General features: G+C 71.6%; 8 protein-coding genes. 5 read left to right on the top strand and 3 right to left on the bottom strand.

What is annotated here, in order from left to right; all coding sequences use genetic code 11:
* Positions 1 to 3: 3 nt before the first annotated feature.
* Positions 4 to 5,586 carry a glutamate synthase-related protein gene (locus ACLIME_RS08395; RefSeq protein ID WP_411558637.1) on the bottom strand — a complete coding sequence of 1,861 codons (5,583 nt, stop codon included), beginning with the start codon at positions 5,584 to 5,586 and terminating at the stop codon, positions 4 to 6.
* Positions 5,587 to 5,976: 390 nt separating this feature from the next.
* On the opposite strand from ACLIME_RS08395, the gene mvk reads away from it, so the two are divergent.
* Genes mvk through ACLIME_RS08370 form a run of 5 tightly spaced genes read left to right on the top strand, consistent with a single transcriptional unit; the run spans position 5,977 to position 11,501 of the window.
* Positions 5,977 to 6,915: a mevalonate kinase gene (mvk, locus tag ACLIME_RS08390; protein ID WP_079707312.1), complete on the top strand. Its 939-nt coding sequence runs from the start codon at positions 5,977 to 5,979 to the stop codon at positions 6,913 to 6,915.
* Positions 6,912 to 7,970, top strand: a complete 1,059-nt coding sequence (mvaD, locus tag ACLIME_RS08385) for a diphosphomevalonate decarboxylase (RefSeq protein WP_411558636.1) — start codon at positions 6,912 to 6,914, stop codon at positions 7,968 to 7,970. Before mvk ends, mvaD begins: the two co-directional genes overlap by 4 nt.
* Positions 7,967 to 9,184 carry a phosphomevalonate kinase gene (locus ACLIME_RS08380; RefSeq protein ID WP_071262515.1) on the top strand — a complete coding sequence of 406 codons (1,218 nt, stop codon included), beginning with the start codon at positions 7,967 to 7,969 and terminating at the stop codon, positions 9,182 to 9,184. The genes mvaD and ACLIME_RS08380 overlap by 4 nt, the downstream gene beginning before the upstream one ends.
* Entirely contained in the window at positions 9,181 to 10,248 is a 1,068-nt protein-coding gene (locus tag ACLIME_RS08375) for a hydroxymethylglutaryl-CoA reductase (RefSeq protein WP_079002857.1), read from the top strand. The genes ACLIME_RS08380 and ACLIME_RS08375 overlap by 4 nt, the downstream gene beginning before the upstream one ends.
* A 59-nt stretch (positions 10,249 to 10,307) precedes the next feature.
* Positions 10,308 to 11,501: a hydroxymethylglutaryl-CoA synthase gene (locus tag ACLIME_RS08370; protein ID WP_411558635.1), complete on the top strand. Its 1,194-nt coding sequence runs from the start codon at positions 10,308 to 10,310 to the stop codon at positions 11,499 to 11,501.
* Between the two features lie 221 nt (positions 11,502 to 11,722).
* Here ACLIME_RS08370 and ACLIME_RS08365 read toward each other — a convergent pair whose 3' ends face one another.
* A complete protein-coding gene (locus ACLIME_RS08365) occupies positions 11,723 to 13,816 on the bottom strand; it encodes an acyltransferase family protein (protein WP_411558634.1) in 2,094 nt (697 codons plus the stop codon).
* A 132-nt stretch (positions 13,817 to 13,948) separates the two neighbouring features.
* Complete coding sequence (locus ACLIME_RS08360) at positions 13,949 to 15,052, bottom strand: VIT1/CCC1 transporter family protein (protein ID WP_411558633.1); 1,104 nt, start codon at positions 15,050 to 15,052, stop codon at positions 13,949 to 13,951.
* Positions 15,053 to 15,143: the final 91 nt, after the last annotated feature.

Raw genomic sequence — 15,143 nt, 5'->3', positions numbered from 1 at the left:
CGTTCATCGGGAACCCGCCAGGGTCAGTTCGGCCAGAGCGGCCGATGCAAGGAGTGCTTCGGTGCCACCGGTCGCTGCGGATCGGGTCCGGTTCTTGGCGTGCTGGTGCATGATCCACCCCGTGGTGCCCGGGTGGTCGATCGACAGCACGTTCCGCAGGCGCAGGGCTTCCGTGTAATCGTGGAGGCGCTTCGCGGCGATCATGGCGGCCAGCGCCTCGTCGTCGTACCGTTCGAGCAGCTCTCGAGCCGCCCGCTGCACCCGCTGCATGACGAAGAAGTCCTCGGTGAGGATGAGCGTGCGGACACTCGCCTGCACGAGCGGGTGCGACGGGTCGTCGACGCCGGGCGTGCGGGACATCGCGACCTCCTGGGCGAGCTTCAGCACCGTGTAGCTCGTGAGGAGCGCGTAGACGTCCTGCGGGTCGGCCGCGGGCTCGCCGAGTCCGGGGGCGCGACCGCCGCGGACCGGCCGGCGGTCGCGGTAGTCGAGCTTGAAGGTGCGCAGCTGCTGTGCCGCGAGGGCCGCGCCGAGCTCGTCGAGGAGTTCCTTCCGGCTCTTGGCCGCGAGGATCGCGTCGCTGTCCTGATAGAGGAGCAGCGCGCGCGGCATGCCGAACACGAACTGGTGCCTGGCCGTGTCCCAGTCGGCGAGCAACCGGGAAGCGAGCGGCGAGCCGGTCGCCTCGACGTGCCACTGCAGCAGCAGGAGCACGGCGGCCTCGTGGAACGCCGCCTGCTCGCCCTCGGTGATCGATCCGAGGAGGAGGGAGTCCGCGCTGACCTTGCTCGGCAGTTCGCCCCGCGGGTCGTACTGGTAGACGAAGCCACCGCTCATCCCGTTGCCGAAGCCGATCCCGAAGCCGCCGAGGTTCAGCACGGCGCCGTTGGTCATGTACTCGCAGGCGTAGTCGCCGACGCCCTCGACGACCGCGGTGGCGCCCGAGTTGCGGACGGCGAAGCGGTCGCCGGCCTCGCCCTGGACGAAGGTGCGTCCACCGGTTGCCCCGAAGAGCGCGAAGTTGCCGATGAGGACGTTGCCGCCGTCCTCCGAGCTGCCGCCGCCGGGGGAGAGGATCGCGATGGTGCCGCCGGATGCGCTCTTCCCGACGCCGTCGTTGCAGGTGCCGGTGTGTCGCCAGTGCAGGCCGTCGACGCAGAACGCCGCGTACGACTGCCCCGCGGAGTGCTCGGTGCGGATGGTCACGGTGTCGGCGGCGAGCGAACGGTGGCCGCGGTCGTCGGTGACGACGGAGGGGATCGCCGCCGCCTGGTCGTCGTCGAGCTCGTGGTTGAGGATGCGCTCGAGGTCGATCGCGAGCTGCCCGCCCACGGAACGCCAGCGGTTGCCGAGTCGGATCCCGCCGTCGGCGTCCTCGGCGCCCAGGTCGAGCGTCGTCCGGCCGTCGTCGAAGAGTCCTGCCCGTACCCGCTCGATGAGGGCGTCGTCGAGCGTGAAGTCCTTCTCCAGGTACACCGGGTCGGTGACGACGACCTCGGGGACGACCGCGAGCATGGCACGCAGGTCGAGGTCCGCGACGGCCGCCGGGTGGTCGACGAGGTGGAGGAGGTCGGTGCGACCGCGGGCTTCGCGAAGCGAGCGGAGGCCGAGGATGGCGAGCCGCTCGCGGACGTCGTGCGCGATGTTCAGGAGGTACTGCGCCAGCGCACGCGGGTCGCCGTCGAAGGTCTCCGGGTTGGTCGTGAGACCAGCCGGGCACTTCACGTTGCAGTTCTTCGCCATGACGCACTTGAGCATCATGAGCGCAGTGGTCCCGAACTCGAAGCTGTCGCCGCCGAGCAGGGCGGAGATGACGACGTCGCGACCGGTCTGGTGCGCGCCGGAGCAGCGCAGCGTGACCTTCGACCGCAGACCGTTCGCGCTGAGGGCCTGGTGGACCTCGGCGATGCCGATCTCGGCGCTGCGTCCGGCGTACTTGAGGCTCGTCACGGCGGCTGCGCCGGTCCCGCCGGTGTTGCCGGCCACGTTGATGACGTCGGCACCGGCCTTGGCGACGCCGACGGCGATCGTGCCGATGCCCTCGGAGGAGACGAGCTTGACGACGACGCGGACCCGTGCGGCCTTGCAGTCGTGGATGAGCTGCGCGAGGTCCTCGATCGAGTAGGTGTCGTGGTGCGGCGGCGGCGAGACGAGCTCGATGCCGGGCGTGCCACCCCGGGCAGCCGCGATGTCCACCGTCACCTTGGGAGCCGGGAGCTGACCGCCCTCGCCGGGCTTGGCACCCTGGCCGATCTTGATCTCGAGCTCCTGCAGCATCGGGTCGGCGAGGTAACCGGCCCAGACACCGAAGCGCCCGGAGGCGAACTGCTTGATGCGCGAGCCGCGGATGGTGCCGTAGCGGGACAGGTGTTCGCCGCCCTCGCCACTGTTCGACATCCCGCCGACCATGTTGGTGCCGTGCGCGACCGCCTCGTGCGCGGTCGCCACGAGGGCGCCGTGGCTCATCGCCCCGGACGCGAGGGATCGGGTGATCTCGCTCGCCGGCTGGACGAGGTCGGTCGAGATGCTCTCGGCACCCTCGACGAGCATCGAGAAGTAGTCGTCGGCGGACCCCGTCGCCTCCACGATGAGGTCGCCACCGGAGATCCAGTGCCCCGTCACCTCGCCGCCGAAACGGTGGACGTAGTACTCGCCGAGCGCCGAGACCCGCGTGAGGTCGCCCGCGAGCGGTCCCGTGAGCTGCAGCCGGTGCCGCCCCTGCTCGGTCCGCGTCGCACGCAGGCCGCGGACGACGATCGAGGAGTTGCCGACGGGGCCGAGCCGGTCGAGCTCGCGCGCGAACTCCTCCGGGGTGGTCAGTCGGGTGATGTCCTCGGGCAGCACGAGCACGTCGCGGAGGGCCGCCGGGCGGCGGCGGCGCTCGGTCGTCATCGACTGGACGAAGGAGCGGTAGCCGGGCGTGATGGTGAAGGCGTCGATCTCGTCGTCGTCGAGGGCGTCGAAGGAGGTGTGCTGGTAGGCGTCGTCGTCGATCCCGAACGCGTCCTCCAGGTTCCCGATGGTGTGGAGGCGCAGCGGGTCGTCGCCGAGCGTGCCGCCGTCGCGGTCGACGGCCGTGGTGTCCGCTCGCGGCAGCTGCACGGGCTCCTCGGTGAGGTCGACGAAGCCGCGGACCGCGGTCGTCCCGTAGGAGTGGCCGGCGCCCTCGGCGCGTTCCTTGAACAGGCCGAGGAGCGGGACGTCCGCGTCGCTCGACGTCGTCAGGGCGCGCTGGTGCCAGGCGCTCGCCGTCCGGGCGATCCCGGCGAAGCCGACGCCGCCGACGGGGGCGCGGAGGTGCGGGAAGGCGCGCGCGAGCACGGGGTCGCTCGTGTCGAGGTAGTTCGGCTCGAAGAACTCGCCGCCGATGTAGCTCTCGACGGTGCAGAGGCCGACCCTGCCCATGGTCTTCAGGAGCGACTTCTCCGCGGCGTAGGCGAACCGGCGGAACGCTGCTTCCACCTCGTCGGGGTGCTGCTGCTCGGCGCGGAGGCGGACAGCGAGCGGGTGGACGGCCGACGCGCCGAAGCCGAGGGCGGAGGCGACGTGGTGCGAGGACGGCAGCTGGCCGCTGTCGACCACGAGCGACACGCGGAGCCGGAGGCCGTCGTCGATGAGTCGCTGGTTGACGGCCGCCACGACGAGGATGAGCGGCAGGGCGGCACCCTCCGCGTGGACGCCGCGGTCACTGAGGATCGCGATGCCGCCGTTCTCTGCGGCGAACCCGGCGACCGCCGCGGCCACACGCTCGACGGCGGCCTCGAGCGCGTCGGCGTTCGCCTGCGCGTCCACCTCGGGCCGGTAGAGGATGTCGAACCACGCGGCCGGCGACTCGTGCTGAGCGCTGAGGCGCCGCAGTTCGTCCTCGCTGATGATGGGGGATCGGAGGACGAGCTGCTTGGTGCCGACCGTGCCGCTGCCGGGCTTCGGGCCGAGCGCGACCCGGAGGGTCATGCCGTCCGCCTCACGGATGCTGTCGAGCGGCGGGTTGGTCACCTGGGCGAAGCGCTGGGAGAAGTACTTCGCCAGGCCGCCCTCCTGGTCGGACAGGGCGTTGATGGCGTTGCCGTAGCCCATCGCCGAGATCCGCTCCTTGCCCGAGGCGAGCATCGGGTCCGTCATGAACCGGAAGCTCTCCTGGTTGAGGGAGTACGCGACGTAGCGCTGCACCTGGCTCAGCCCACCGCGGTAGGCGAACTCGTCGTCCGCCGAGGCCGTCGGTGCCGACACCGGGACGCCCCGGTCCTCGAGCGCATCGAGGTCGGTGGCCGATGCGGCGAGCATCGCCGGGTAGTCCTTGCGCGCCGCGAGGAGCTCGAGCGCCTCGCCCGTGCGGAGGCGCGTGCCCGTGCGGTGGTCGTAGGCGAGCATGCCGCCGGCCTCGATGCGACCGCGGTGGACCACCTCGTCGTCCGGGAACGGCAGCTGCCCGGCCTCGGACGTGACGCAGAGGTAGTCGGCCGTCTCGACGCTGCGCAGCGGGCGCAGGCCGAGCCGGTCGAGCCGGGCGCCGACGGTCGTGCCGTCGTTGAAGATGAGCGCGGCCGGGCCGTCGTTCTTCTCCTCGACGAGCGAGAAGTACTCGAGCATCGCCCGAACCTCGCGGCTCAGGGTGCGATCGTTCTCCCAGGCCGGGGGCATGACGGACACGACCGCCTCGAGCAGTTCGAGTCCGTCCTCGACCACGCGGCTGTGCAGCGTCTGGTCGAGGCGCGAGCTGTCCGACTGGCCCCTGGCCCGGATGATCTTCCGGCCTCGCGATGCAGCCAGCGCCGTCTCGGACAGACGGTTCTTGCGGTCGGTGTTGAGCTCGCCGTTGTGCGCCATGAGGCGGAAGGGCTGCGCCATCGACGGGTGGGGAGCGGTGTTCGTCGAGAACCGGGTGTGGAAGGCGAGGGTCCTGACCCGGTGCAGGGGGTCGGCCAGGTCGGCGAAGTAGGGGATGACCTCGCCGGAGTTGAGGCGTCCCTTGAGGACCTGGGTGCGCGTGCTGAGCGACAGCGGGTAGAGGCCGTCGAAAGTGAGGTCCGTGTAGGCCGTCGCCTCGATCGCGAGCAGGGCCGCGTGCGCGCGCTGGTCGAGGTCCTCCGTGGAGGCGTCGTCCGAGGGCTCGAAGATCCACTGCCGGATCGGCAGTTGGTACTGCACGGCCTTCGGGCGCAGGACGGCGTCGACCGTCGGCACGGCACGGGCGAGCAGCACGGTGAAGCCGGCCTCGCCGAGCGAGCGTTCGATGAGCGCCTCGGCGTCACCGATCCGACCGTGGTCGACCGGGAGGAAGACGTTCGCGACGCCGAACCGCCCGGCGACGAGTGGCTTGCCGACGAGGGAGCTGAAGAAGTCGACCGAGAGGTCGATCTGCACGCCCGCTCCGTCGCCGACACCCTCGGAGGACATGCCGCCGCGGTGGGGGATGGCGCACAGGGCGGTGTCGCCGAGTGCGATGACGTCGTGGCTCTGCACGCCGTCCTTGCGGGTGATGAAACCGACGCCGCAGTCGCTCTTGTCGGTCTGGCGATCGACGAGGTCTGGCAGGGGCGACGGTGCGGCGGTGCGCGGGCGCGGTGGAACGGAAGACGAGATCACGACGGGGTACCCCTCGGAATGCGGGCGCTGGACGGCCCGGAGACGGTGAGATGACGGGACCGGATCTACGTCGCTGGAGGGAGGGTCCGTGTCGACGCGGGCGCTGGGTGCGGCGGCCGTCGTCTGCATGAATGGAGGTGTTCCGATACTAACCGGGCCGTCCCGCCCACTCAACCGTAACGAGCCGAACCGGGCCGTTCGGCGTAGGCTGGGTGTTTCCGGTACGCATGGGACACGCCGTGAGCGCTCCGGCAGCTCCCGTCGACGGCCCATCGTGCAGCGCCCGGATGCGCTGCGGGACGGCTCATGAGCCGGCCCCGTGGCGGATCGGATCGCGACCGGACGACCGATGTGCAGCCAGCTGCATGTTTTTCGGACCAGAATGGTGAGATGACGACAGAGCACACGGCTGCGACCGGTCGCGGCTTCGCGCACGCCAAGGCGATCCTGCTGGGCGAGCATGCCGTCGTGTACGGGTCTCCAGCCGTCGCCCTGCCCATCCCGTCGCTCCGGGTCGAGGCGACCGCCCGACGCATCGACGGAGCCTCGGTGCTCGACACCGAGATCTCGCTCGGCCCGCTCGACGCCTCCGATCCGCTCGGGACAACCGTCCTCGAGACCCTCGCGCACGTCGGTGCGGCACCGGCCGGTGTCGAGGTCGTCGTCCGCGGGACCCTGCCGATCGGCCGAGGCCTCGGTTCGAGTGCCGCGGCCGCCAACGCGATCGTCGACGCCGTCGCCGACCTGCACGGCGTGGCGCTCGACGACGCCGACCGGTTCGAGCTCGTGCAGCGCGGCGAACGCGTCGCCCACGGGACGCCCAGCGGTCTCGACGCCCGGGCCACGAGCGCCTCGACACCCATCCTCTTCACCGCCGGCCGCGTCGAGCATCCGCCGATCCGCTTCGGCGGCAGCTTCGTCGTGGCCGACACCGGTGCGCGCGGGTCGACCCGGAAGGCGGTCGCCGACGTCCGCGCCTTCGTCGAGCTGCACCCCGAGCGTGGTCGCGCGCTTCTGGCCGAGCTCGAACGCGGGACCGTGGCGGGCGTCGCCGACCTCGCCGCGGACCGCCGCGACGACCTCGGGACCCGCATGGACGCGGCGCAGGTCGTCCTCGACGAACTCGGCGCCGGCCACCCGGCCATCACCGCGCTCATCGCGGTCGCCGCGGGGAACGGCGCCCTCGGCGCGAAGCTGACGGGCGGCGGGCAGGGCGGATGCATCATCACCCTCGCCGCAGACCCCGCGTCAGCCCGACGCATCTCGCAAGCCCTCCTCGAGGCCGGAGCACTCGGCACCTGGACGATCGACGCGGAGGACTACGCGTGACCCTGACCCCGCAACAGCTCGCGACGACCGCCTCGGAGGAGGGCAGTGCGACCGCGCTCGCCAACCCCAACATCGCCCTCGTCAAGTACTGGGGCAAGCGGGACGAGGCGCTCATCCTCCCGTGGACCGGAAGCCTCTCACTGACCCTCGACGCAGCGCCCACGACGACGACGGTGCGACTGACGGACGCACACGACGACGTCGTGCTCCTCGGTGGACGACCCCTCGAGGGCACCGCCCGCTCCCGCGTCACGCGCTTCATCGACCTCGTGCGCGCGCTCGCCGGCCGGGACGAGCGCGTCACCGTCGACTCCCACAACGAGATCCCCACGGGCGCCGGCCTCGCCTCCTCGGCCTCGGGCTTCGCTGCGCTGGCGCTCGCCGCATCGACCGCGTTCGGACTCGACCTCGACCGCCGCGCCCTCTCCCGGCTGGCCCGCCGTGGCTCGGGCTCGGCCTCGCGCTCGATCTTCGACGGGATCGCCGTCTGGCACGCCGGGCACGACGACGAGAGCTCCTTCGCCGAGGCGGTGCCGGCCTCCGGACTCGAGCTCGGCATGGTCCTCACCGTCCTCGACGCCCGGGCCAAGTCGGTCTCCAGTCGCGACGGCATGCGGCGCACGGTCGACACCTCCCCGTACTACCCCGCCTGGGTCGAACGCACCCCCGTCGAACTCGAGGAGATGCTCGCCGCGATCGCCCGCGCCGACTTCACCGCGGTGGGCACGATCGCCGAGCGGAACGCGATGCGGATGCACGCCACGATGCTCGGCGCCGAGCCGCCGGTCCGGTACTGGGGACCGGCGAGCGTGGAACTGCTCGATCTCGTCGCAAACCTCAGAGGCGACGGCCTCGAATGCTATGCGACGATGGACGCCGGCCCGAACGTGAAGATCCTGTGTCGAGCCGACGCGGTCGACGAGCTCGCGACTCGGATCCTCGAGGCGCAGCCCGACATCGGCGTCATCCCCGCCAGAGCTGGACGGGGCGCGAGGCTCATCACCTCGGAGCCCGGCGGATCGGCGGGCGAGCAGACAACGGAAGGAGCGCGATGATCGAGATCAAGGCGCCCGGCAAGCTCTTCGTGGCCGGCGAGTACGCCGTCGTCGAACCAGGGCACCCCTCCATCCTCGTCGCGGTCGACCGGTGCGTCACCGTCCGACTCGAGGCGAGCGAGCACGAGGGCCGCATCTTCTCCGACCAGTACGGCCGAGCGCCCATCATCTGGCGTCGCAACCGCAACGGGGTCGTCGTCGAGCACGAGGAACGCCCGCTCGACCACGTCCTCTCCGCCGTGAGCACGATGGAGACCCTCGTCGCCGAGCTCGGCGTCGCGCAGCGGTTCTCCGCGCTGTCCATCACCAGCGAGCTCGACGACGCGAGCGGCCGGAAGTTCGGCCTCGGCTCGAGCGCGGCCGTGACGACCGCAACCATCCGCGCCCTCGACGAGTTCTACCAGCTCGACCTCACCCGCACGCAGATGCTCAAGCTCGCGATCCTCGCCACCATCGACGTCGCGCCGGCAGCCTCCGGGGGCGACCTCGCGGCGAGCATGTTCGGCGGCTGGCTCCGGTACACCTCGCCCGATCGGGCCCGGCTGCGGGAGGTGCGCCACCGAGAAGGGGTGCTCGCCGCCCTCCGCGACCCCTGGGCCGAGCTGGGGCTCGAGCGCCTGTCGCCGCCGACCTCGCTCCGGCTCCTCGTCGGATGGACCGGCGAGCCCGCCTCGACCACGCGTCTCGTCGACGAACTGCAGTCCCGCAAATGGGCGGAGACCGCCCACTACACCTCGTTCCTCGCGGCCAGTCGCGCCGCCGTCGACGCTCTCACGATCGGCTTGAACGACGAGGACCCGGCCCTCGTGCTCGGTGCCGTCCGCTCCGCGCGCGCGACGCTCGCCGGTCTCGGACGCGACGCCGGTGTCGACATCGAGACCGCCGCGCTCGCGCAACTCTGCGACGCCGCCGAGCGCCTCGGCGGGGCGGCCAAGTCCTCCGGTGCCGGTGGTGGCGACTGCGGCATCGCATTCATCGGGCAGTCTGTCTCCACCGCCGCCCTCGAGGACGACTGGTCGGCCCACGGCATCGAGCGGCTCCCGCTCACGGTGCACCCGCCGACCGGACTCATCGACGCCGCCCACAGCCCGTGGGGGCCGTCGGAGATCAGCCGCACCGACGACGACGCGGTCGAATCCATCAGATCCACCTACGCTCGTGCCTTCGCCGAGCAGCACGACGTCCTCCGGGGCGGAACGGAACCCCACGCATGAGCAACGAACCCGACGGCGTCGCACCGGTCCCACTCAAGTGGATCGGCCCGCTCCATCTGAGCGGCAACGTCATGGAGGGCGAGCAGGAGGTCCCGCTCGCCACCTACGAGAGCCCGCTCTGGCCGTCGGTCCGTCGGGGCGCCCGCATCTCCTCCATGGTCCCCGGCGGCATCCGCGCGACGCTCGTCGACGAGCGGATGAGCCGCTCCGTCCTGTTCGAGGTCGACTCGGCCGGCGACGCCCTGCAGGCACTCCGCGAGATCGAGCGCAGCCTGCCCGAGCTGCAGGCCGTCGTCGCCCAGTCGAGTCACTTCGCCGAACTCATCGAGATCAACTCGCAGATCGCCGGCAACCTGCTCTTCCTGCGCCTCGAGTTCCGCACCGGTGACGCGTCCGGCCACAACATGGTCACGCTCGCGGCGGACCGTCTCATGCCGTACATCATGGAGCGTTGGCCGATGCTCCGCTACGGCTCGATCTCCGGCAACTTCTGCTCCGACAAGAAGGCGACCGCGGTCAACGGCATCCTGGGTCGCGGCAAGAACGTCGTCACCGAGATGACGATCCCGCGGGCGATCGTCGAGCGGTTCCTGCACACGACGCCCGAGCAGATCGTGCAGCTGAACGTGCGCAAGAACCTCGTCGGGACGATCCTCGCCGGCGGCCTGCGCAGCGCGAACGCCCACTACGCCAACATGCTGCTCGCGTTCTACCTGGCGACCGGCCAGGACGCGGCGAACATCGTCGAGGGCTCGCAGGGCGTCACACACGCCGAGGTGCACGACGGCGACCTCTACTTCTCTTGCACCCTGCCGAACCTCATCGTCGGCACGGTCGGCAACGGCAAGGGGCTCGGCTTCGTCGAGGAGAACCTCACCCGCCTCGGGTGCCGCGAGGACCGTGAACCCGGCGCCAACGCCCGGCGACTCGCCGTCCTGTGCGCTGCCGCCGTCTGGTGTGGCGAACTGTCACTCCTCGCCGCGCAGACCAACCCCGGTGAGCTCATGGCCGCCCACCTGAAGCTCGAACGCAGCGCGCAGACCGCAGCCGGCGCGCCCGCCTGACCCTCCCACCGCACCGGGGGACCGGTGCATCGTCGACGCTCGAACGGAGCACCCCGCACGTGAACACCAACCAGACCAGCAGCCCCGCCGTCGGCATCGACGACATCGCCTTCGCGACCGGGGCGAACCGCATCGACCTCGCCGAGCTCGCGGGGCGCTTCGGTGTCGAACCCGCCAAGTACTACGTCGGTCTCGGCCAGAGCGAGATGAGCGTCCCGGCCGCCGACGAGGACATCGTCACGATGGCCGCCGCCGCTGCCGCGCCCATCATCGAACGCCACGGCAGCGACCGGCTCAGGACCGTCCTGTTCGCCACCGAGTCCGGCATCGACCAGTCGAAGTCCGCTGGCGTCTACATGCACCGGCTGCTCGGCCTGCCGCAGGCGGTCCGCGTGGTCGAGCTCAAGCAGGCCTGCTACTCGGCCACCGCGGCGCTGCAGTTCGCGGCTGCGCTCGTCGCGCGGAACCCCGAGGAGACCGTGCTCGTGATCGCGAGCGACATCGCGCGGTACGAACTGCACTCCAACGCCGAGCCGACGCAGGGCGCCGGGGCCGTCGCCATGCTCGTGGCCGCCGATCCGGCCATCCTCGAGCTCGAGACCGCGACCGGCGTCTACACGCAGGACGTCATGGACTTCTGGCGCCCGAACCACAGCGCGACGGCGATCGTCGACGGCAAGCTGTCCATCTCCGCCTACCAGGACGCGATCGAGGGTGCCTGGGCGGACTACCGGTCACGCGGCGGAGCGGACTTCTCCGAGGTCGACCACTTCTGCTACCACCAGCCGTTCACGAAGATGGCGATCAAGGCGCACCGGCACCTGGCCAAGTCGCTCGGCTCCGAGCGCACCCAGGAGGAGTTGGACGCACAGATCGAGCCGACGACCGGGTACAACCGCCGGATCGGGAACAGCTACACGGCCTCCGTGTACCTCGCGCTGCTCGCGCTGCTCGACGGCGACGACGACCTCACCGGTCGGCGCATCGCGTTCCTCAGCTACGGCTCGGGTGCGGTCGCGGAGTGCTTCAGCGGCATCGTGCGTCCCGGCTACCGCTCGGCTCTGCGGAGCGACGCGAACCGCGCGCAGCTCGATGCGCGGACGGTCGTCGACGACGCCCGCTACCTGCAGCTCCTCGAGGACGCGGCGTCGGCCGACGTCCACGACTCCGACCGCCCTCGCGAGACCGGTGCGCCGTTCCGTTTCGCGGGCGTCGCGGGCGACCGCCGGCAGTACGAGCCCACCTCCGCCTGACCGCTCCCGCGCCTGAGCTCTCCTGGGTGGTCGCCGGCGCGGTGCGCTGACGTCACCGCGGGTCGGGGACGTCAGCGAGGGTCTCCGGAGGGGCGCGCTCACGCGTGTGCCCTGCGGTCGTGCCGGTTCCGCCGCGCTCGTGTCAGCGCACCGCGCCGACGCCGGGTTCGACACCCTCGCGTCAGCGCACCGCGCTGGCACTCCACCCGATCGGGGACTGGTCACCCTCGGGAGGTGGCGGCTCGGATCCGGTCGACGAGGAACGGGCCCAGGGTCCGCGACCAGGTGGCCGTGATGTGGTGCAGATCGCGATAGACGAGCACGTTCCCGACGGCGAGCGGACAGGTCCCGGCGGCGCAGTACAGCTCGCCGAGATCCACGACCGGCACCGCGCCATCGGTCATCGCCGCCGTGGCGGTGTTCAGGTCGAACGTCGGGTACGCCTCGGCCACGGGGAAGGCGCACGCCCCCGCGATGAGCTCGGCGGCGCTCGTGCGGTCGACGCAGGCCGCGGCCTCGGTCGGCACGCGGGGATTGTCCCTCAGTACCACGATCGACGTCCCCTGCTCGAGCACCGGTCTCCACGCCGCGAGCGTCGCGCTGCGGATCGCGGCCTGTTCGGCCACCGAGGTCTCGTCCGGACTCTTGGAGGTCACCAGGATGATGTCGTACGGCCGCTCACCCGTGAACGCCTCCTGCATGAGCGTCCGCCGGGCGTCGCAGGCCGCCGAGTCGTCGGGTCCCGGTGCCCGCCACTCGCAGCCCTTGCCGACGTACACGTCGAGTCGCCAGTTGCGTGCCTCGAGCTGGTCGACGAGTCCGGGGATGAGCATCGTGGCGTGCGAGTTCCCGGTGAGCGCGACCCGCGTGGCGTCCGGGCGCTCGGAACCGAAGGTGCAGCCGGGGAAGTCCGGTGCGTCGGCCGCCGCGGAGCACCGGAAGGTGTCGCCGGTGTCCTCGGTCCGCACCGACAGCGGCGGCAGGAGTTCGTCCGCCAACGCCGGATTGGTGCAGCCCGACACGGCCGCATCGGCACCGAAACACGGTTCGCCGTCCGCGAGGTAGGCGTCCACGGTGCTCGCGAGGGTGCGTTCCTCCGTAGCGACGGTGAGCAACCCCGCGGTCGGGATGCAGAGCACGAGTGCGGTCGCCGCGCCCGCCAGCAGGACGGTCCGTGCGGAGCGTGCGTGCGCGAGGACGGGGATTCGTCGGACAGGGTCCTCGACGAACCGTTTCGTCAGCGCGGCGAGGATCACGGCGACGACCAGGAGTGCGGCAGCGACCGCCCACCCGAGCGGGTCGCCGAGCGCGACGGGCACGCCGAGCACCCACGGCGCGACCACGATGAGCGGCCAGTGCCACAGATACAGCGAATAGGAGAGATCGCCGAGGAGGAGCGACGCACGTGTGCGCGCAAGGGTCGTCACGGACCACCGGTGGGTCGACGACCCACCGACGATCACGAGGAGCGTCCCGAGGACCGGGAGGGCGGCGGCGATCCCGGGGAACGCCGTCCGCTCGGTGAAGGCGACCAGGGCGACCGCCAGGAGGACGACACCGAGGACGCCGGAGACCGTTCGCCACCGGGTGCGGTGCACGACCACGACCGGCCCGAGGAGCGCGAGCAGACCGCCGGCCGCGAACTCCCAGGCACGGGTCGGCGTGGCGAAGTACGCCGGAGCCGGGTCCGCCGCCGTGTACAGGATCGAGCACAGGAGCGAGGTGGCACCGATGATCCCGAGCGCAACACCGAGGGTGCGGCGGAGGTCCGACGGTCGACGCCGGGTGAGCCACACGCACAGCACGACGACGAGCGGCCAGCCGAGGTAGAACTGCTCTTCGACGGAGAGTGACCAGAAGTGCTGGACCGGTGACGCGGCGCTGCCCTGTGCGAGATAGTCCACGGAGCTCCCGGCCAGGAACCAGTTCTCCCAGGAGGTCGCGCTCGCCACGGTCTCGGTGAAGAACTGCGTCCAGGCGCTCGGCGGGGCCAGCCGCCAGATCAGGACGGCGGTGACGGCGAGGACGAGCAGAGCGGCCGGCAGGAGTCGCCGGATCCTGCGGGCCCAGAACGCCGGGAGGTCGACGCGGCCCGTCTCGTCGGCCTGGCGTGCGAGGTGGCTCGTGATCAGATAGCCACTGACGACGAAGAACACGTCGACGCCGACGTACCCGCCGGGCAGGAGGCTCGACGACAGGTGGAAGACCACGACGGACAGGACGGCGATCGCGCGGAGCAACTGGATGTCAGGCTGCGTGCGCGGAACCGCTCCGAGGAGGGGAGACACGTCGGTCCGGTCCTGCACCTGCCTCACGCGCCCTCCTCCGCCCTCCGGGTCGACGGACGGCGGGCTCAGCGTAGGGAACGCCGGTGACGCACTCGTGGACGGCAGATGACGGGTTCGCATCGGCTCCCGGTGTCGCGCGGCGGACGACCGACGGCCGGGTCAGCCGACGTTCGCGCCGAAGAGCAGGCCGAGCACGTAGGTCGCCGCAGCAGCGCCGTACCCGATCGCGAGTTGTCGCAGTGCCCGGCGAAGCGGTGGCCCCCCGGAGAGCAGCCCGACGACGGCGCCGGTGCCGAGCAGGGCCACCCCGACGAGGAGCGCGGCGACCACCAATGCAGCGACACCCTGCAGCCCGAACAGGTAGGGCAGGACCGGGATGACGGCGCCCGACGCGAAGAAGCAGAAGCTCGAGAGCGCGGCACCGAGCCCGGTCCCGATGGCTTCGTGCTCCATCGCCGTCCGGGCCTCGCGCTGGTAGGTGCCGGCGCCGACGCGGGCCAGGACGTCCGCTGCGTGGGCCTCGGCTTCGCCGACCTCCATGCCGCGTGCCCGGTAGACGAGCGCGAGTTCGTTCGCGTCGACGTCGAGGTGGGGGAGGGCGTCGTCGGCCGCCGGGTTGGGGCTGGACGCCTCGAGCAGTTCCCGCTGCGACCGCACCGAGACGTACTCGCCGGCCCCCATCGACAGCGCGCCCGCCAGGAGGCCCGCGAGCCCGGCGGCGAGGACGACGCCGTTGCCGACGCCGGTGGCGCTCATGCCGATGACGAGCGCGAGGTTCGAGACGAGTCCGTCGTTCGCTCCGAACACGGCCGCCCGGAAGGTTCCGGACAGGCGGTTGCGTCCTCGGGCGGCCAGGCCCCGGACGACCTCCTCGTGGATCTGCTCGTCGGCGGCCATGCGCTCGGTGGCCGCCCGTTCGGTCGCGTAGGGCGAGCGTGACTCGGCGCGCTGGACGAGCGCCAGGACGAAGACTGATCCGAACCGCCTCGCGAGCCAGCCGAGCAGCCTGGTCCGCAGGTCACCGCGTTGCGGCTTGCCGACGTCGTCCCCGAGCAGGGCGATCCAGTGCGACTCGTGGCGTTTCTCGGCCTCCGCGAGCGCGAGCAGGATGTCGCGCTCCTCACCGCTCCGCCGCCCGGCGAGATCCCGGTAGACGGCGGCCTCGGCGCGTTCGTCGGCGAGGTACCCGCGCCACCGCCGCAGCTCGCGCTGGCTGGGCGGCTCGTGGCGTGCTGCGGATCCGTCCGCGGTCGACGTGCTCATCCGCCGATTGTCCCAGACACCTGTCGACCGGTGCGCTGCGCGGTACCGAGGCGTCCCCGGACTGGGGGCTCCTGGGCGAGGGCTTGTCCGC

It is taken from the genome of Plantibacter sp. MPB07 (genome assembly GCF_046619465.1).
In the GTDB taxonomy this organism is placed as follows: domain Bacteria; phylum Actinomycetota; class Actinomycetes; order Actinomycetales; family Microbacteriaceae; genus Plantibacter; species Plantibacter auratus.
This window is presented reverse-complemented; position numbering and strand designations above follow the sequence as displayed.